16 protein-coding genes are annotated in these 17389 nt (G+C 75.2%); 12 read left to right on the top strand and 4 right to left on the bottom strand.

Features of this window, described 5'->3' with window-relative positions; all coding sequences use genetic code 11:
• Positions 1-37 precede the first annotated feature (37 nt).
• Positions 38-1855 (bottom strand): DUF349 domain-containing protein, encoded by a 1818-nt coding sequence (locus G1H19_RS19445; RefSeq protein ID WP_235928471.1) that lies wholly within the window; start codon positions 1853-1855, stop codon positions 38-40.
• A gap of 41 nt (positions 1856-1896) precedes the next feature.
• Here G1H19_RS19445 and G1H19_RS19440 point away from each other — a divergent pair, with 41 nt between their 5' ends.
• The 3 genes from G1H19_RS19440 to dapF are packed head-to-tail and all read left to right on the top strand — an operon-like array spanning position 1897 to position 4497.
• Positions 1897-2685: a class III extradiol ring-cleavage dioxygenase family protein gene (locus tag G1H19_RS19440; protein ID WP_235928473.1), complete on the top strand. Its 789-nt coding sequence runs from the start codon at positions 1897-1899 to the stop codon at positions 2683-2685.
• A 4-nt stretch (positions 2686-2689) separates the two neighbouring features.
• Complete coding sequence (gene miaA, locus G1H19_RS19435) at positions 2690-3628, top strand: tRNA (adenosine(37)-N6)-dimethylallyltransferase MiaA (RefSeq protein WP_162393660.1); 939 nt, start codon at positions 2690-2692, stop codon at positions 3626-3628.
• Positions 3625-4497 (top strand): diaminopimelate epimerase, encoded by an 873-nt coding sequence (gene dapF / locus G1H19_RS19430; protein ID WP_152727258.1) that lies wholly within the window; start codon positions 3625-3627, stop codon positions 4495-4497. The genes miaA and dapF overlap by 4 nt, the downstream gene beginning before the upstream one ends.
• A gap of 23 nt (positions 4498-4520) precedes the next feature.
• Here dapF and G1H19_RS19425 read toward each other — a convergent pair whose 3' ends face one another.
• Together G1H19_RS19425 and G1H19_RS19420 are read right to left on the bottom strand one after the other, a co-directional pair.
• On the bottom strand, positions 4521-4730 hold the full coding sequence (locus G1H19_RS19425; protein ID WP_152727259.1) for a hypothetical protein: 210 nt from the start codon (positions 4728-4730) through the stop codon (positions 4521-4523).
• Between the two features lie 32 nt (positions 4731-4762).
• Positions 4763-6043 carry an MFS transporter gene (locus tag G1H19_RS19420; protein WP_162393661.1) on the bottom strand — a complete coding sequence of 427 codons (1281 nt, stop codon included), beginning with the start codon at positions 6041-6043 and terminating at the stop codon, positions 4763-4765.
• 69 nt (positions 6044-6112) lie between these two features.
• Between G1H19_RS19420 and G1H19_RS19415 the strand changes: the two genes are divergently transcribed.
• From G1H19_RS19415 to G1H19_RS19400, 4 genes are all read left to right on the top strand, one after another.
• Entirely contained in the window at positions 6113-6670 is a 558-nt protein-coding gene (locus G1H19_RS19415) for an ArsR/SmtB family transcription factor (RefSeq protein ID WP_235928474.1), read from the top strand.
• 76 nt (positions 6671-6746) lie between these two features.
• Complete coding sequence (gene hflX, locus G1H19_RS19410) at positions 6747-8249, top strand: GTPase HflX (protein ID WP_152727260.1); 1503 nt, start codon at positions 6747-6749, stop codon at positions 8247-8249.
• A gap of 140 nt (positions 8250-8389) precedes the next feature.
• Positions 8390-9175: a phosphatase PAP2 family protein gene (locus G1H19_RS19405; RefSeq protein ID WP_152727261.1), complete on the top strand. Its 786-nt coding sequence runs from the start codon at positions 8390-8392 to the stop codon at positions 9173-9175.
• Positions 9138-10196 (top strand): hypothetical protein, encoded by a 1059-nt coding sequence (locus G1H19_RS19400; protein WP_152727262.1) that lies wholly within the window; start codon positions 9138-9140, stop codon positions 10194-10196. The genes G1H19_RS19405 and G1H19_RS19400 overlap by 38 nt, the downstream gene beginning before the upstream one ends.
• 79 nt (positions 10197-10275) lie before the next feature.
• On the opposite strand, the gene lexA is transcribed toward G1H19_RS19400, so the two are convergent.
• Complete coding sequence (gene lexA, locus G1H19_RS19395; RefSeq protein ID WP_162393662.1) at positions 10276-11088, bottom strand: transcriptional repressor LexA; 813 nt, start codon at positions 11086-11088, stop codon at positions 10276-10278.
• Positions 11089-11382: 294 nt separating this feature from the next.
• On the opposite strand from lexA, the gene G1H19_RS19390 reads away from it, so the two are divergent.
• The 5 genes from G1H19_RS19390 (at position 11383) to G1H19_RS19370 (ending at position 17324) form a co-directional block, all read left to right on the top strand.
• Positions 11383-11910, top strand: coding sequence for a LysM peptidoglycan-binding domain-containing protein (locus G1H19_RS19390; protein WP_152727263.1), 528 nt, complete (start codon positions 11383-11385; stop codon positions 11908-11910).
• 98 nt (positions 11911-12008) lie between these two features.
• Positions 12009-12503 (top strand): DUF2243 domain-containing protein, encoded by a 495-nt coding sequence (locus G1H19_RS19385; protein ID WP_152727264.1) that lies wholly within the window; start codon positions 12009-12011, stop codon positions 12501-12503.
• Positions 12500-13600 carry a cytochrome c oxidase assembly protein gene (locus tag G1H19_RS19380; protein WP_162392393.1) on the top strand — a complete coding sequence of 367 codons (1101 nt, stop codon included), beginning with the start codon at positions 12500-12502 and terminating at the stop codon, positions 13598-13600. Before G1H19_RS19385 ends, G1H19_RS19380 begins: the two co-directional genes overlap by 4 nt.
• A gap of 178 nt (positions 13601-13778) precedes the next feature.
• The gene (gene nrdR, locus G1H19_RS19375; protein WP_152727266.1) at positions 13779-14363 is read left to right on the top strand and encodes a transcriptional regulator NrdR; all 585 of its coding nucleotides are present in this window, start codon (positions 13779-13781) and stop codon (positions 14361-14363) included.
• Between the two features lie 87 nt (positions 14364-14450).
• Positions 14451-17324 carry a vitamin B12-dependent ribonucleotide reductase gene (locus tag G1H19_RS19370; protein WP_152727267.1) on the top strand — a complete coding sequence of 958 codons (2874 nt, stop codon included), beginning with the start codon at positions 14451-14453 and terminating at the stop codon, positions 17322-17324.
• Positions 17325-17389 lie beyond the last annotated feature (65 nt).

Raw genomic sequence — 17389 nt, 5'->3', positions numbered from 1 at the left:
CCCGTCCGGGTGGACGGGGCCCTCGGTCGTGCGCGGGTCAGCGGCGGCTGCCGGCTGCCTTCTCCGCCTCGGCCAGCCACTCGCGGCGGGTGGCCAGGGCGCCCTCGGCCTCGGTGATCCGCTTGGCGTTCCCGGCGGCCTGTGCCTTGGCCAGCTGGTCCTCGGCCTTGGCGACGGCGGCCCGCATCTGGGTGAGCATCGGGTTCTCCGGCACCACCCGGGCGCGGGCGGTGTCGGCGGTGCCGCGGAACTTCTCCTCCACGGCCTGCATCCGGTCCTCCAGGGCTCGCATCGACTCGCGCGGCACGTGCCCGATCGCGTCGTAGCGCTCCTGCAGCTGGCGCAGCGTGTTCTGGGCGCCCTTGTTCGAGGGGTCCAGCGCCTCCGCCTCGGCGAGCACGGCCTCCTTGGCCTGCTGATTGGCCTGGTGCTCGGTGTCGCGCTGCTTGTCCTGCGCGGTGCGGGCGGCGAAGAAGACGTCCTGGGCGGCGCGGAACTGCTTCCACAGGTCGTCGTCGGTGTCCCGGCCGGTGCGCGGCACGGCCTTCCAGCGGTCCATCAGTGCGCGCATCGCCGCGCTGGTCGGGCCCCACTCGGTGGAGGTGGAGAGCCGCTCGGCCTCGGCGATGAGCTCCTTCTTGGCCGCGCGCGACTCGCCGCGGGCCACGTCGAGGGCGGCGAAGTGCGCGCCCCGCCGGCGACCGAAGGCGTCCCGCGCGGCCGCGAAGCGCGTCCACAGCGCCTCGTCGGTCTTGCGGTCGATGCCCTTGATCGTCTTCCACTCCTCGACGATCGCCTTGAGCCGGTCGCCCGACGCCTTCCACTGCGTGGACTCCGCGCCGATCTGCTCGGCCTCGGCGGCGAGGGCCTCCTTGCGGGCGATGGCGGCGGTGCGGGCCGCCGCCTTCTCCGCCTTGTTGGCGGCGACCGCGTCGTCGGCGACGGCGATGATCGCCTCGGCCCGCGCCATCAGGCTGTCCAGGTCACCGACGGCGGTGGCGGTGGGCAGGCCGTCGACCAGGGCCTGCGCCTTGGCCTTGAGCTCGTTCGGGTTGCCCTGGTGCGCGCCCAGGCGGGCCTCCAGCAGCAGCACCTCGGTGGCCAGGTCGTCGTAGCGGCGGCCGTAGTGCGCCAGGCCCTCGGCGGGCTCGCCGGCCTGCCACGATCCGACGGACCGCTCGCCCTGCGCGGTGCGCACGTAGACGGTGCCGTCCTCGTCGACCCGGCCCCACAGGGTGGGGTCCGACGGCGGCGCGCTGGGGACGACGGGCGCCGGTGCCGGTGCCCGGCCCGGGCCACGCCGGCCCCGCCCGCGCGGCACGGCCCGGCCCGGGGTGGACGCGGCGGCGTCGGGCACGACCGGGTCGGCTGCAGCAGCGGGGTCGACCGGGGCAGTGGGGTCGGTGGCGGGGTCGGTGGTGGGCGCGGCGACCGGGGCGGTGGGGGCGTCGGCGACGTCCAGCCCGGCGCCGTCGATCTCGGCGGCCGGGGTGTCCGCGGGGGCCGTGGCCGGCACCCGTGCCGGGGCGCCGGCGCCGGCCGCAGCGGCGGACGGGTCGGCGTCGGTGGTCAGCAGGCCGGTGTCCTGCGCGGGGCCCGGGGCGGTGGGGTCGGCCAGGACGGCGTCCGCAGGGGCGGGGGCGGCGGGCGTGCCGGCGTCCTGGGTGACCGCGGTGGACACCTCGACCTGGGGTGCCGACCCCTCCGGGGCGCCGGTCGGTGCGGCGCCCGCGCCGCCCACCCCGGGGGCCTGCGGGGCGACCGCCTCAGGGGTCACCGCCGGGGGTGCCTGCTCGGGCACCTCCGGATCCCGGGTCTGCTGCGCTCGGTCTGCGTTGTTCTCCGTGCTCGACACGGTGGGGAGTCTCCCACGCGTCATGGACGACACTGCCCCGCGTGAGTCCTGCACCCCCTCAGCCCCCGGCCGGCACCGAGTCCGCAGCCACCGCGTCTCCCGCCCGCCGGGCCGCCCCGGACGGTGTCCGCGCCGGTGAGAGCGGCGCCGGACCGGTCACGGTGGCCTTCTGCCCGCAGCCGCCGCTGCTGCTGCCGGCGGTGGCGGGGACCGCGGCCGCGGAGACCGTGGCGCTGCGGGCCGCCTGCCGCGCGGCCGTCACCGCGGTGACGGCGCAGGACCCGGCCGTGCTGCTGGTGGTGGGCGACGGCCCGGCCGGGGTGCGCTACGGCGCCGGGGACGCCGGTGACCTGCGCGGCCACGGCGTGGACCTGACGGTGCCCTTCTCCGGACCGGCGCACCCGGACGGGCGGCGGCTGCCGCCGGCCCACACGATCGGCGCCTGGCTGCTGGACGACGCCGGGCACCGGGGCCCGCGGGTCGGGGTGGCCGCGGCCGACCTGCCGGCGGTGCTGGCCGAGCTCACCGGGCGGCTCGGCGTGCTGGTGATGGGTGACGGCAGCGCCCGGCGCAGCGAGAAGGCACCCGGCGCCCTCGACCCGGCCGCCGCGCCGTTCGACGCCGCCGTGGCCCGGGCGCTGGCCGACGGCGACGCCGCGGCGCTGGCCGCGCTGGACCCGGGGCAGGGCGAGCGGTTGCTGGCCGCCGGCGTGCCGGCCTGGCGGGCGGTGGGCGCGGCCCTGGCCGGCCGCGCCCTGGCCGGCGAGCTGCTCCACGACGAGGCGCCGTTCGGGGTGGGCTACCTGGTGGCCACCTGGCGGCAGCGGTGACGGCGTGACGGCGCCCGCAGCCGACGGCCTGCCGCCGGTGGTCGCCGTGGTCGGCCCGACCGCCACCGGCAAGACGGCGCTCACCGTGGCGCTGGCGCAGCGTCTCGGCGGCGAGGTGGTCAACGCCGACTCCATGCAGCTGTACCGGGGCATGGACATCGGCACCGCCAAGCCCGACCTGGTCGAGCGGCAGGGCGTGCCGCACCACCTGCTGGACCTCTGGGACGTGCGGGAGCCGGCGGCGGTGGCGGTCTACCGGGACGCGGCCCGCGCGGAGGTGGACCGGTTGCGCGCCGCCGGCGTCGTCCCGCTGCTGGTCGGCGGGTCCGGGCTCTACGTGCGGGCGGTGCTCGACGAGCTGGACTTCCCGGCCACCGACCCGGCCGTGCGTGCCCGGCTGACCGCCGAGCTGGCCACGGTGGGCCCGGACGAGCTGCACCGACGGCTGGCGCTGGTCGACCCGGCGGCGGCCGCCGCCGTGCTGCCCAGCAACGGGCGGCGGCTGGTGCGGGCGCTGGAGGTCGTGGAGATCACCGGCCGGCCGTTCATCGCCTCGCTGCCGCAGCCGCGGCCGCACTACCCCGCGGTGTCGATCGGGCTGGACCGGGAGCCCGCCGAGCTCGACGCGCGGGTGGCCACCCGGGTGGACGCCATGTGGGCGGCCGGGTTCGTCACCGAGGTGCAGCGGCTGGCAGCCGAGGGCCTGCGGGAGGGCCCGACCGCCTCCCGGGCGCTGGGCTACGCCCAGGTGCTGCAGCAGCTGGACGGCGAGCTGTCCGCCGCGGAGGCCCGCGAGCGCACCGTGTCCACCACCCGGCGGTTCGTCCGGCGCCAGCGGTCGTGGTTCCGGCGGGACCCAGGCGTGCACTGGTTCGACGCGGCCCGCCCCGACCTGCTCGACGCCGTCGGCGCGGTGATCACCGACCGTAGGATCGGGGCATGAGCGGGGAGAGGGTGCTGCAGGGCCACGGCACCGGCAACGACTTCGTGCTGCTGCCCGACCCCGACGGCACGGTCTGGCCCGCCGACCGGCTGGACGACGCCCTCGTCCGCCGGCTCTGCGACCGGCGCGCCGGGCTGGGCGGGGACGGCGTGCTGCGGCTGGTGCGCAGCCGGCACGTGCCCGACGCCGCCGGCGTGCTCGGCGCCGACCTGGACGCCGGCGAGTGGTTCATGGACCACCGCAACGCCGACGGCTCGTACGCCGAGATGTGCGGCAACGGCATCCGGCTGTACCTGCACGCGCTGCTGGCCGAGGGCCTGCTGGACCCGGCCGCGGCCGCCGCCGGTGTGGCCGTCGGGACCCGCGGCGGCCTGCGCCGGGTGGGCTCGGCCCCCGGCGGCGGCTACCGGGTGGACATGGGCCCGGCCCGCCCGTTCGGCCACGGCAGCGCCACGATCGGCGGTGCCCGGTTCACCGGCACGGCCGTCTCGATGGGCAACCCGCACCTGGTGTGCCTGACCGACGTCCCGGTGTCCGGGCTGGACCTCACCGGCACCCCCGCCGTGGACGCCGGGCTGTTCCCCGAGGGCGTCAACGTGGAGCTGGTCAACGTGCTGCCCGGCGGCGACCCCCACGCCCGCATGCGCGTCGTCGAGCGCGGGGTGGGGGAGACCCGCTCCTGTGGCACCGGCGCGTGCGCGGCGGCCCACACGGTGCTCGCCGCGGCCGGCCGGGACGCCGGCACGGTGACCGTCGACGTCCCGGGCGGCCGGCTCACCGTGGACGTCGACCCGGGCGGCACGGTGCTGGGCGGCCCGGCCGTGCTGGTGGCCGAGGGCACGCTGACCGCGGAGTGGCTCGCCGGCTGAGCCGCGGTCTGCCGGGCCGGGGCTCAGTCGTCCCGGTGGCCGTCGCCGATGGTGGGCGGGTCGGTCGGGTCCTCCGGTGCGTCACCGGGACCCACGTTGCCGTTGCCCCGCGGGCGGCCCTGACCGGTGTCCTGGTCGGCCCCACCACCACCGCCCCCGCTGAAGATGTTGCGCGGCGGGTCCAGGCCGGCAGGGTCGGCACCGGGGTCGTCGATCTGCTCGTGCTCGCTCACAGCGTCCTCCGTCGCTCGGGTGGACCGTTCGCCTACCCGTCCACCTGCCGGGCAACCGGCGGCCCGGTCGTCGCGTCCAGCTCGTCGGGGAGGTCGCGCATGTGGAGGAGTGGGCTGAGCAGCACCGGCAGGGCGGCGAGCACCGTCCCGGCCACTGCCACCCACAGGGTCGGCACGATGCCGATGGCGGTGCCGAGCACGCCGCCGAGCAGGCCGCCCAGCGGCATGGTGCCGTAGACGATGAACCGGACCGAGGCGTTCATCCGGCCCAGCAGCGCCGGCGGGCACAGCCGCTGCCGGAAGCTGACCTGGGTGACGTTGTAGACGACGACAGCCCAGCTGGCGCCGAAGGTGCCCACCGCGAGCAGGACCTCCGGCGCGCCCAGGGCGGCGAGCGGGGTGCACACGGCGAAGACCGCCCAGACCACCGCGGACACGGGGATCGCGCGGCCCTCGCCCACCCATCGGGCGAAGCGCGCCGCGGTGACCGCGCCGACGATGCCGCCCACCGAACCGGCGGAGAACACCAAGCCGAGCACCGACGCCGACAGACCCAGCTCCCGCAGCGCGAAGAGGACGAGCAGCGTGGTCGTGATGGTGCCGAACAGGTTGCCGAGCCCGGTGCACGCCACGATCCGCCGCAGCAGCGGGTGCCCGACGACGAAGCGCAGCCCCTCGGCGATCTCCTCGCGCAGTGGACGGCGGGTGGCCCGGTCGGGCACGACGTCCGGCGTGCGGATCCGGGAGACGAAGAACGCCGAGACGACGAAGGACAGCGCGTCCACGAGCACGAGCAGCGGAGCGCTCACCACGCGCAGCAGCACGCCGGTGACCCCGGGCCCGGCCACGTACGCCACGCTGCGGCTCGCCTCGAGCTTGCCGTTGCCGTCGACGATCTGGTCCCGCGCGACCAGCGCCGGCAGGTAGCTCTGGTAGGCGACGTCGAAGAACACCGTCGCGGTGCCGGTGACCGCGGCGACGACGAAGAGCTGGCCGAGGGTGAGCGCGTCGAGCAGGTAGGCCAGCGGCAGCGACGCCAGCGCCACGGCCCGCACGAGGTCGCCCGTCACCAGCACCCGCTTGCGCCGCCAGCGGTCGACCCAGGCGCCGGCGGGCAGCCCCACGAGCAGGAACGCCGCCGTCTCCAGCGCGGTGAGCACGCCCATCTCCAGCGGCGACGCGGCCAGGAAGGTCACCGCCAGGACGGGCAACGCCAACTGGGTGATCTGCGTGCCGACCTGGCTCACGGTCTCGGCGGCCCACAGCTGCCGGAAGTCGCGGTGCCGCCACAGGCTGGCGGGGGGAGTGGTCACCAGGGCAGCGTCACTGAGTGATTGGGGAGTGTCAATCGCTTTGTCGGCGCGTCGTCCTAGGGTGTGCGCGTGACCGAGACTGCGCCGCCGAGCGACGGCCCGACCGGTCCCGGCGTGCCCACCCCGGGCCGTCGGCGCCGCCCGGCCACCGACGCCGAGGCCCGGGCGCTGGCGTCCACGGTCCGGCTGCGGATCCTGCGGCTGTGCCTGGACGAGCCGCTGACCAACAAGGAGATCGCCGGGCGCCTCGGCCGTGACCCGGCCACCGTGCTGCACCACGTGCGCACCCTCACCGAGCACGGCTTCCTCGCCGCCCAGCCGGCCCGGCGCGGCACCCGGGGAGCCCGGGAGGTGCCCTACCTGGCGACCGGCCTGAGCTGGGACCTGGAGTGGGGCGACCGGCCCGCGCTGGACCACGACCTGCTGCTGCGCACCTTCCTGGAGGAGGTCGCGGTGGTGGGGGAGCAGCGGCTGGAGAGCACCCGGCTGGGCCTGCGGCTGTCCTCGGAGCGGCTGGCGGAGTTCCGCGAGCGCCTGCACGGCCTGCTCGACGAGTACGCCCGGGCGCCGTCGGACCCCGGCGGCGAGCGGTGGTCGGTCTACGTCGGCATGCACCCGGAGGGATGATCCGCGGGCCGTCCGGGGTTGGAGAGAGCAGGAAGTCAGGTGCCCCGGACGACGGGGCATGTCACGCTGGGAGACGATGACGACAGCACAGAACCGCGCAGTCCTCGATGCCGCCGCCGACCGGGCCGACAAGGCCGCCCGCTCGCTGGCCGTGTCCGAGCCCGCCCGGCCCGACCACGGTGAGTCCCTCCGGCCGCTGCCCGACGACAGCACCGGGTCCTACGACCTGGAGGAGCGCGGTGCGCTCCGCCGCGTGGCGGGGCTCTCCACCGAGCTCACCGACGTCACCGAGGTCGAGTACCGCCAGCTCCGCCTGGAGCGGGTGGTCCTGGTCGGGGTGTGGACCGAGGGCACCCAGGCCGATGCCGAACGATCCCTCGCCGAGCTCGCGGCACTGGCCGAGACGGCCGGCTCCGAGGTGCTGGACGGGGTGATGCAGCGCCGGGACAAGCCGGACGCCGGCACCTACGTGGGCTCGGGCAAGGCCGCAGAGATCCGCGAGATCGTCGCCGCCACCGGGGCGGACACGGTGATCTGCGACGGTGAGCTGACCCCGGGCCAGCTCAACCAGCTGGAGAAGATCCTCAAGGTGAAGGTCGTCGACCGGACGGCGCTGATCCTGGACATCTTCGCCCAGCACGCCAGCAGCCGGGAGGGCAAGGCCCAGGTCGAGCTGGCGCAGATGCAGTACATGCTGCCGCGCCTGCGTGGCTGGGGTGAGTCGCTGTCCCGGCAGGCCGGTGGGCGCGTCGCCGGCGGTGGCGGCATCGGCACCCGCGGTCCGGGTGAGACGAAGATCGAGACCGACCGTCGTCGCATCCGGGCCCGGGTCAGCAAGCTGCGCCGGGAGATCGCCGGCATGTCCACCGCGCGGGCCACCCAGCGCAGCAGCAGGGACCGCAACGCGGTGCCCAGCGTGGCGATCGCCGGCTACACCAACGCCGGCAAGTCCAGCCTGCTCAACCAGCTCACCGGGGCCGGGGTGCTGGTCCAGGACGCGCTGTTCGCCACCCTGGACCCGACGGTGCGCCGGGCCGAGACGCCCGACGGCCGGGACTACACCCTCACCGACACCGTCGGCTTCGTGCGGCACCTGCCGCACCAGCTGGTCGACGCGTTCCGCTCCACGCTGGAGGAGGTGGCCGCCGCCGACCTGCTGCTGCACATCGTCGACGGCTCCGACGCCGACCCGCTGGGCCAGATCGACGCCGTCCGCGTCGTGCTCGGTGAGATCGACGCCGCCGCCGTGCCGGAGCTGATCGTGGTCAACAAGGTCGACGCGATGAGCCCGGACGACGTGATCACCCTGCGCCGCGCCCTGCCCGGCGCGGTCTGGGTGTCCGCCCGCACCGGCGAGGGCATCGACGAGCTGCGCCAGGTGGTGGCCGCCCGGCTGCCGCACCCGGAGGTCGACGTCGACGTGCTGGTGCCCTACGACCGGGGCGACCTGGTGGCCCGGGTGCACCGGGACGGCGAGGTGCTGAGCGAGGAGCACGTGGCCACCGGCACCCGGCTGGTCGCCCGGGTGGACGGGTCGCTGGCCGCGCTGCTGGACGGCTTCACCGCCCCGGTGGCCTGACCCGCCCCGTCCCGCACGGCCCGACGGCGCCGTGGCAGTCCGCTGCCACGGCGCCGTCGCACGTCCGGTACCGGTCGGGTGGCGTCCCCCGGACGGGTCTGCCTGGTCACGAACTGATCACGGCCCCGGTACCGTTCGGCATGACCAGCGTGACCAGCAGGACGGCGGGAGGGGTCGGGGTGACCGGGACGATCCGCCGGCCGTCGGCGGACGAGGCGCCGGCGCCCTCCACCGGCCGCCCGGGCCGGTGGACCGTGCTCGCCGCGCTGCTGCTCACCGTGGTCGTCACCGTGGACCTGCTGAGCCGCGGCCGGCTGGAGCGGATGGACCTCCGGGTCTCCGAGATCGTCAGCGACTGGGGTCTGCGCTCGCAGCCCGGCGGCGGGGTCGGCGACGAGGTGGTCTACCGGTCGGTGTGGCTGTTCACCCTCGTCGGCGGGCGGGGCGTGATCCTCGTGGTGCTGGCCGCGCTGGTCGGCTGGCTGGCCTGGCGCCGGCGCACGCTGGTGCCGGTGGCCCGGGTGCTGCTCGCGCTGCTGCTGCTCACCGTCGTGGTGTACGGCTTCAAGTACGGCACCGGGCGCACCGCGCCGGCCTACCCGGGCTCGTTCTTCCACCGGGACGGCAGCTCCTACCCCTCGGGGCACGTCGCCAACGCCGTCCTGATGTGGGGGGTGGCGCGGTGGCAGGCGGTGGAGTTCGGCCTGGACGTCCGGCTGCAGCGGGCCTTCCGTGGGCTGGCCGTGGTCGGGCCGGGCGTGGCTGGTGTGGCCATGGTGGCGCTGGACTTCCACTGGGTCACCGATGCGGTGGTGGGGGCAGCGGTGGGCATCGTGCTGCTGGGCGTGGTGCACGGCCTGGACCAGGTGCTCCTGCGACGCTGGACGGGTGCCCGCACCACTGCCCAGGACGACCGGCCGGCCTGACCGCCGGCCGGCCGTGCGCGTGCGCCGGCTGCTGCCGGTGCTGGCGGTGCTCGCCCTGACCGGCGCGGGTCCGGCCGCGGCGGCCGGACCCGGCTACGGGCCCGCCGTCGACCTCTGCCAGCTGACCGACCCCTCGCTGCCCGAGGTCTCCGGCATGGTCGCCGGGGTGGACACCCTGCTCGTCGCGGACGACGGTGGCGACCAGCTCTCGGTGTCCACGCTGGACCGGAGCTGCTCGGTGGTCGACGTGCGCACCGCCCCGGTCGACCCGTACGACCCGGAGGACATCGCGGTGGCCCCGGACGGGACGGTCTGGTTCGCCGACGTCGGGGACAACGGCACCGACCGGCCCACCGTCGCGCTGATCCTGCTCCGCCCGGACGGCAGCACCACGCTCACCCGGCTGACCTACCCCGACGGGCCGCACGACGCCGAGGCCCTGCTGCTGGCACCCGACGGCACCCCGTACGTGGTGACCAAGGAGGTCCTGGGCGTCAGCGGCGTCTACACCCCGGCCGGAGCCCTGGTGGACGGCGGCACGGTGCCGATGCGGCAGGTGGCCACCGTCGCCCTCACGCTGACCGGCACACCGGGCGGCCCGGTCGGCCGTGCGGGACAGCTGATGGTCACCGGCGGTGCCGTGGCGCCGGACGGGGGCCTGCTGGCGCTGCGCACCTACACCGATGCCTACGTGTGGCCGCTGACCGGCTCCGACGTGGCCGGCGCGCTGGCCGGTGAGCCGACCCGGGTCGCGCTGCCGCCGGCGCCCCAGGGCGAGGCGATCACCTTCGCCGCGAACAGCCGGGACCTGGTCGTCGCGGGGGAGGGGTTGCCGGGCGCGGTGACCGTGCTGCCCTGGACCGGGACGCTGGAGCCGCTCGCCGCGGCCAGTGCCGCCGACGAGGCGACGGCGGCGGCGGGGCCGACCAGCGGCGTGTCCTGGGGCGTGGCCGCACTGGCGGCTGCGGTGCTCGCGACCGTGCTGCTGTGGCTGGTCAGCCGGCTGCGCGGCCGGTACTGAACCGCTGCGCGCCCGCCCGGGTCCGCGTGGGGGCGGGGACCGGGGCGGGCGCGTGCGGGGGCCGGGGTGGGCGCGGGGCTCAGAGCCGCCGCAGCACCGTGACGACCCGGCCGAGCACCGTGGCGTCGTCGCCCGGGATGGGGGAGAAGGCCGGGTTGTGCGGCATCAGCCACACGTGCCCGTCCCGGCGCTTGTAGGTCTTCACCGTGGCCTCGCCGTCGATCATCGCGGCGACGATCTCGCCGTTCTCGGCACTGGCCTGCTGGCGGATGACGACCCAGTCGCCGTCGCAGATCGCGGCCTCGACCATCGAGTCACCGGTGACCCGGAGCAGGAACAGCGTGCCCTCGCCGACCAGCTCGCGGGGCAGCGGGAAGACGTCCTCCACGGCCTGCTCGGCCAGCACCGGCCCACCGGCGGCGATCCGGCCGACCACCGGGACGTAGGTGGGTGCCGGCGTGGACGGCTGCTCGGCCCCGGCGCCGGACGCGGCCGGCCCGGCTGCTGCTGGCTCGGCCGCGGTGGACCCGTCGCCCGGCAGCCGCACGTCCAGCGCGCGGGGCCGGTTCGGGTCGCGGCGCAGCCAGCCCTTCTTCTGCAGCACCGACAGCTGGTGGGCCACCGACGACGCCGAGGACAGCCCGACGGCCTCGCCGATCTCCCGGACCGAGGGCGGGTAGCCGCGTCGCTCGATCGAGTCGTGGATGAACTCGAGCACCCGGCGCTGACGCTGGGTGAGCCCGTCCCCGGCCTCCCCGCGCTCCGGGAACTCCCGGACGGTCGCCGCGGCCGGCTCCGCCTCGGCGGCCGCGGCCGCCTCGCCGGCGGCGGCGCGGCGGGCGCGGCGGCGCGGGGTGCCCTCGTCTGCTGATGTCGGCCTGTCGGCAGCCACCTGTCCTCCTCGCTGACCGTGTCCCCACAGCCGTCCGTCGCTCCCACAGCCCGTCCGTCGCGACGCCCGGCGGCGTGCCCGGGCGGCGGCCGGACGACGCCCGGCGGTCCGGCGGGTGCCCGGCCGTCGCGATCTGCACAGACGGTAGCGCGTTACACCCGTGTAGTTCAAACAGGTGTTCGAAGGAACACCCGTGTCGGCTCGATCCTGTCGGCGGCATGGGGTAGACATCCCTCGTCGCGTCGATCGAACACCCGTTCGAGGGGCGCCGACCGAGACGGCAGGAGCGACGACATGACCAGCACCGACACCGGCAGGTCCCGCAGGGCCCCGTGCCGCGGCCCCCGCGTCGCGGCGCCCCCCGGGGCGCCCGCCGCCCCCGAGCTGCCGGGCTGGGCGCCGCCCGTCCGACGCGACGCGGTGCGCCCGGGCGGCCGCCCGGTCGGGCTGCCCGCCACGGCCGGCCGGCGGCCGGTCCGCGGCGGCTGCCGCCCGCCGGCGGGCGGTGGCCCGGCGGTCGCGCCGGGCCCGGTGCGCCTGACCCGGCGGGGCCGGCGGCTGGTCGCCGTCCTCGGGGTCACCGGCGCGCTCGGCCTCGGGGTGCTGGCTGCCCCGGTGGTGGCCGACGCGGTGCCCTCGGGTCCTGGGATGGTGCTGGCCGGCGAGAGCCGCGTGGTGGTGCGCCCGGGGGACACGCTGTGGTCCATCGCGGTCGGCCACGCGCCGCAGGACGACCCGCGCGCCGTCGTCCACGCGATCCAGCAGCTCAACGACCTCGACGGGGCCGGGCTGGTCCCCGGCCAGGTTCTCCGGCTGCCCTGACCAGGGCTCCCGGCGCCGGTGCGGTGTCCCCGGCGGCGGGCCGGGTACGTCGCGGGTCCGCGCCGCCGTCCGGCGGCCGGTGGGTCCAGGAGGTGCTCATGTCCGGTCGCTCGCTGCTCGCGGGCCTGCTCGTCGGGGTCGGCGTGGCCGCCTTCGTGGACGAGGTGGTCTTCCACCAGCTGCTGCACTGGCACCACTTCTACGACCGGTCCACGACCGACGCCGGGCTGGTGTCCGACGGCCTGCTGCACGCCGGTGGCTGGACGGCCACGGTGGTCGGGCTCTTCCTGTTCGCCGACCTGCAGCGCCGGCACGCGACCGTGCCGCTGCGGGTGTGGGCTGGTGGGCTGCTGGGCGCCGGCGGGTTCCAGCTCTACGACGGGCTGGTCCAGCACAAGCTGCTCCGGCTGCACCAGGTGCGTTACGGCGTCGACCTGCTGCCCTACGACCTGGCCTGGAACGCTCCCGGAGCGGTCGCGGTGCTGGTCGGGCTGCTCCTGCTGCGGCGTGCCCGCGGCCGTGGCGCCGGCGGGTCCGCCGGTGGGGGGTCACCGGTGGGCGGCGCCACGGCCACCGGGCGCCTGCCGTCGTGAGCCCGACCCTCGGCTGGTCCGCCCTCGACGGTGACCGGGTCCCGCTGCACCTGGCGTCCTGGCCGGACGTCGCGTCGGTGGCTGCCGACCGCGGCGCGGGTACGCACGCGGCTCACCCGGCCGGCCACGTCACCGCTGCCGCGGGCTGGGTGCTCCCGGCGCTGGTGCTGCTGCTGCCCCTGGTGCTCTACGGGACGGGGTGCGCCCGGCTCGCCGGCCGGGGAGCGCGCTGGCCGGTGGGCCGGCCGGCCGCCTGGTCCGCCGGGCTGGCGTGTGCCGCGGCCGCGCTGTCGCCGCCGGCCACCGCAGCCGCCGGGCAGTTCCCGGGTCACGTGCTCCAGCACCTGCTGCTCACCATGGCCGCCCCGCTGCTGCTGTCCCGGGCGGCGCCGGTCACCCTCGCGCTGCGCACGCTGCCGCCGGCACCCCGCCGACTCCTGCTCCGCATGCTGCACGGGCGGTGGGCGCGGTCGCTCACCCGCCCGGCCGTGGTCGCCGTGCTGGCGGTCGCGCCGCTCTACCCGCTGTACCTGACCTCGGCGTACGCGTCGCTGCACGACCACCCGCTGCTGCACGCCGCGGTGCACGGGCACATGGTCGCCGCGGGTCTGCTCGTCGCCTGGGTGCTGGTCGGCGTCGACCCGGTCCCCGGCCGCCCGCCGGTCGCGACCCGGGTGGTGCTGCTGCTGGTGGTCGCCGCCGGGCACGACGTGCTGGCCCGGCTGGTCTACGCCCGCGCCGACACCGGGCTGCTCGGCGACCCGGACGCCGTCCGCGCCGGTGCCCTGCTGCTCAGCTACGGCTCGGCTGTCCTCGAGGGTCTGCTGGTGGTCGTGCTCATGGCCGACTGGTACCGGGCCGGGGGGCGCGCACTGCGGCACGAGCGGCGGCGGGCGGCGGCCGGCGGTCCGGCCGCCGTCACCCGGCCTCCGCTGCCGGGATCCGGGCCCGGGGGTGGGTCCGAGGCCGGGGTCGACGTCGCCGGAACGCCTGCCGACGGGCCCGCCGGCGTGCTCCCGGGCGGTCCGGGGGGCCGTCCGGTGGCCGCCGACGGCTCTCCCGGCACGGCGGTGGGTGCGACACGCACGAGATCGTGACCTCCAGGGGTTGTGCACCCGTAGGGGTTCCGGGCTACGCTCACCACAACATCTAGTAGTTACACACCTGTAAGCCGTCCACAGGCCCTCCACACGTCATCCCCGGGCCATCCACCGGATGTCCCCCACCCGGTCCACAGCGACCGGTGCCCCGAACCCCGGAAGGAGGTCGACCACGATGCGCTGTCCCTTCTGCCACAACCCGGACAGTCGGGTGGTCGACTCCCGGGAGATCGACGACGGTGCGAGCACCCGCCGTCGCCGTTCCTGCCCCAGCTGCGGCCGGCGGTTCACCACCGTCGAGGAGGCCGTGTTGGCGGTGGTCAAGCGCAGCGGCGTGACCGAGCCCTTCAACCGGTCCAAGGTCGTCGCCGGTGTGCGCCGCGCCTGCCAGGGCCGCCCGGTCGACGAGGACCAGCTCGCCAAGCTCGCCGCGACCGTGGAGGACGCCATCCGGGCGACCGGCTCGGCGGAGGTGCCGGCCAACGAGGTGGGCCTGGCGATCCTCGGCCCGCTGCGGGAGCTGGACGAGGTCGCCTACCTGCGCTTCGCCAGCGTCTACCGCTCGTTCTCCTCGGTCGCCGACTTCGAGCGGGAGATCGCCGAGCTGCGCGCGGGCCGCTCCCGCGCCCCGGTCGCGCACGTCGCCGCCCAGGACGGCGCCCCCGCTGCCGCGCCCGGGCCCGAACACCCGCCCTCCCACCACGACACGTCGACGCCGACCGGCAGCGCAGCCGGCCGGACTGTCGGTACCACCGGCTAGACCAGCACCACCGGCGAGACCAGCACCACCGGCTCCGGCACCCGCCGCCTTCCCAGCCGTCCAGCAATCCAGGGGGACACCCACACGATGACCGAGACCGCCGACCGCCTGTCCACCTCCCGCCCCCGCCGCGCCGCCAAGGCGCCGACCCGGGGCAAGGGCCTCAAGGTCAAGCGCGTCTTCACGACCGCGGGCGTGCACCCCTACGACGAGGTCGTCTGGGAGCGCCGCGACGTCGTCATGACCAACTGGCGGGACGGCTCGATCAACTTCGAGCAGCGCGGGGTCGAGTTCCCGGCCGAGTGGAGCATCAACGCCACCAACATCGTCACCACCAAGTACTTCCGGGGCGCGGTCGGCACCCCGCAGCGCGAGACCAGCCTGCGTCAGCTCATCGACCGGGTCGTGCTGACCTACACGGCGGCCGGGCGCGAGCACGACTACTTCGCCTCCGAGGGCGACGCCGAGGTCTTCGAGCACGAGCTCACCTGGATGCTGCTGCACCAGGTGTTCAGCTTCAACTCACCCGTGTGGTTCAACGTCGGGACGTCGTCGCCGCAGCAGGTCAGCGCCTGCTTCATCCTCGCCGTCGACGACACGATGGACTCGATCCTGAACTGGTACCGCGAGGAGGGCCTGATCTTCAAGGGCGGCTCGGGTGCCGGCCTCAACCTCTCCCGCATCCGCTCCTCCAAGGAGCTGCTCTCCTCCGGTGGCACCGCGTCGGGCCCGGTGTCGTTCATGCGCGGCGCCGACGCCTCCGCCGGCACCATCAAGTCCGGTGGCGCCACCCGTCGCGCGGCGAAGATGGTCGTGCTGGACATCGACCACCCCGACATCGAGGAGTTCGTCGAGACCAAGGCGCGTGAGGAGGACAAGATCCGCGCGCTGCGTGACGCCGGCTACGACATGGACCTCGGCGGCCGGGACATCACCAGCGTCCAGTACCAGAACGCCAACAACTCGGTGCGGGTCAACGAGGAGTTCATGCGCGCGGTCGAGGAGGGCACGCCCTTCGGGCTGCGGGCCCGCTCCGACGGCTCGGTCATCGAGACCGTGGACGCCCGCGCGCTGTTCCGCAAGGTCACCACGGCGGCCTGGGAGTGCGCCGACCCGGGCATCCAGTACGACGACATCATCAACGACTGGCACACCAACCCCGAGACCGGCCGGATCAACGCGTCCAACCCGTGCTCGGAGTACATGAGCCTGGACAACAGCTCGTGCAACCTGGCGTCGCTGAACCTCATGAAGTTCCTGCGCCCCGACGGCACGTTCGACGCCAAGACCTTCACCCGGTCCGTCGAGATCGTCATCACCGCGATGGACATCTCCATCTGCTTCGCCGACTTCCCCACCGACCCGATCGGTGACACCACGCGGGCCTACCGCCAGCTGGGCATCGGTTACGCCAACCTGGGTGCCCTGCTCATGGCCACCGGGCACGCCTACGACTCCCGCGGCGGCCAGTCGCTGGCCGCGGCGATCACCTCGCTGATGACCGGCACGGCGTACCGTCGCTCGGCCGAGCTGGCCGGGGTGGTGGGTGCCTACGACGGTTACGCCCGCAACGCCGACGCGCACGCCCGGGTCATGCGCAAGCACGCCGCCGCCAACGACGCGATCCGTCCCGTCGGCGCCGACGATGCCGACGTGCTCAAGGCCGCCACCGAGCAGTGGCAGGAGTGCCTGGCGATCGGCGCCGAGCACGGCTGGCGCAACGCCCAGGCCTCGGTGCTCGCGCCCACCGGCACCATCGGCTTCATGATGGACTGCGACACGACCGGCATCGAGCCGGACTTCTCGCTGGTCAAGTTCAAGAAGCTGGTCGGCGGCGGTTCCATGCAGATCGTCAACCAGACGGTGCCGCGGGCGCTGAAGAGCCTCGGCTACCAGGACGAGCAGGTCGAGGCGATCGTCGAGTACATCGCCGAGCACGGTCACGTCGTCGACGCGCCGAGCCTGCGCCCGGAGCACTACGAGGTCTTCGACTGCGCGATGGGCGAGCGGTCCATCTCCCCGATGGGCCACGTGCGCATGATGGCCGCGGTGCAGCCGTTCATCTCCGGCGCGATCAGCAAGACGGTCAACATGCCGGAGTCGGCGACCGTCGAGGACGTGGAGAACATCTACTTCCAGGGCTGGAAGTACGGGCTCAAGGCGCTGGCCATCTACCGGGACAACTGCAAGGTCGGCCAGCCGCTGTCCGACGGCAACGCCAAGAAGACCCGTGACGACGCTGCCACGAAGGTCGCCGCGGTCGCGCCGGCCGCCACCGCTGCCCTCTCGCACCCGGTGCGCAAGCGGCTGCCGAAGAAGCGCACCAGCCTCACCACCTCGTTCAGCGTCGCCGGCGCCGAGGGGTACATGACCGCCGGGATGTACGAGGACGGCAGCCTGGGCGAGGTGTTCCTCAAGCTCGGCAAGCAGGGCTCGACCCTGGCCGGTGTGATGGACGCCTTCTCGATCGGGATCTCGATCGCGCTGCAGCACGGTGTGCCGTTGGAGACCTACATCTCCAAGTTCACCAACATGCGCTTCGAGCCGGCCGGCATGACCGACGACCCGGACATCCGGATCGCCCAGTCGGTGATGGACTACATCTTCCGCCGGCTGGCGCTGGACCACCTGCCGGTCGAGAAGCGGGCCAACCTCGGCATCTTCACCGCCGCCGAGCGGGCCGCCCAGGTCTCCGGCTACGGCACGTCGGCCAGCACCGACACCGTGGAGGAGGTCGAGGAGGTCGACCTCGAGGCGCTGCGCGGCTCGGCACCCACGCAGGCACCGGCCCCGGCCGAGAAGCCGTCCATCAAGGAGGCCCACTCCTCGGCCGAGCTGCTCGAGCTGGTCACCGGCACCGCCACCGACGCGCCGCTGTGCATGACCTGCGGCACGAAGATGCGCCCGGCCGGCAGCTGCTACGTCTGCGAGGGCTGCGGCTCCACCAGCGGCTGCAGCTGATGTGAACGGCCAGGAAGTGTCCTGCTGAATCGGACAGCAATGTCCCGACTTCGGTCAGCAATGTC

This window comes from Goekera deserti (assembly GCF_010685995.1).
GTDB classification, from domain to species: domain Bacteria; phylum Actinomycetota; class Actinomycetes; order Mycobacteriales; family Geodermatophilaceae; genus Goekera; species Goekera deserti.
The sequence above is the reverse complement of the archived record's forward strand: the minus strand, read 5'-3'. Positions and strand labels throughout refer to the sequence as shown.

Excerpts from the sequence above, each read along its gene's own strand:
- dapF (WP_152727258.1), top strand. The coding sequence starts at position 3,625 with ATGAGCGGGGAGAGGGTGCTGCAGGGCCACGGCACCGGCAACGACTTC.
- hflX (WP_152727260.1), top strand. The coding sequence starts at position 6,747 with ATGACGACAGCACAGAACCGCGCAGTCCTCGATGCCGCCGCCGACCGG.
- G1H19_RS19405 (WP_152727261.1), top strand. The coding sequence starts at position 8,390 with ATGACCAGCGTGACCAGCAGGACGGCGGGAGGGGTCGGGGTGACCGGG.
- G1H19_RS19390 (WP_152727263.1), top strand. The coding sequence starts at position 11,383 with ATGACCAGCACCGACACCGGCAGGTCCCGCAGGGCCCCGTGCCGCGGC.
- G1H19_RS19385 (WP_152727264.1), top strand. The coding sequence starts at position 12,009 with ATGTCCGGTCGCTCGCTGCTCGCGGGCCTGCTCGTCGGGGTCGGCGTG.
- nrdR (WP_152727266.1), top strand. The coding sequence starts at position 13,779 with ATGCGCTGTCCCTTCTGCCACAACCCGGACAGTCGGGTGGTCGACTCC.
- G1H19_RS19370 (WP_152727267.1), top strand. The coding sequence starts at position 14,451 with ATGACCGAGACCGCCGACCGCCTGTCCACCTCCCGCCCCCGCCGCGCC.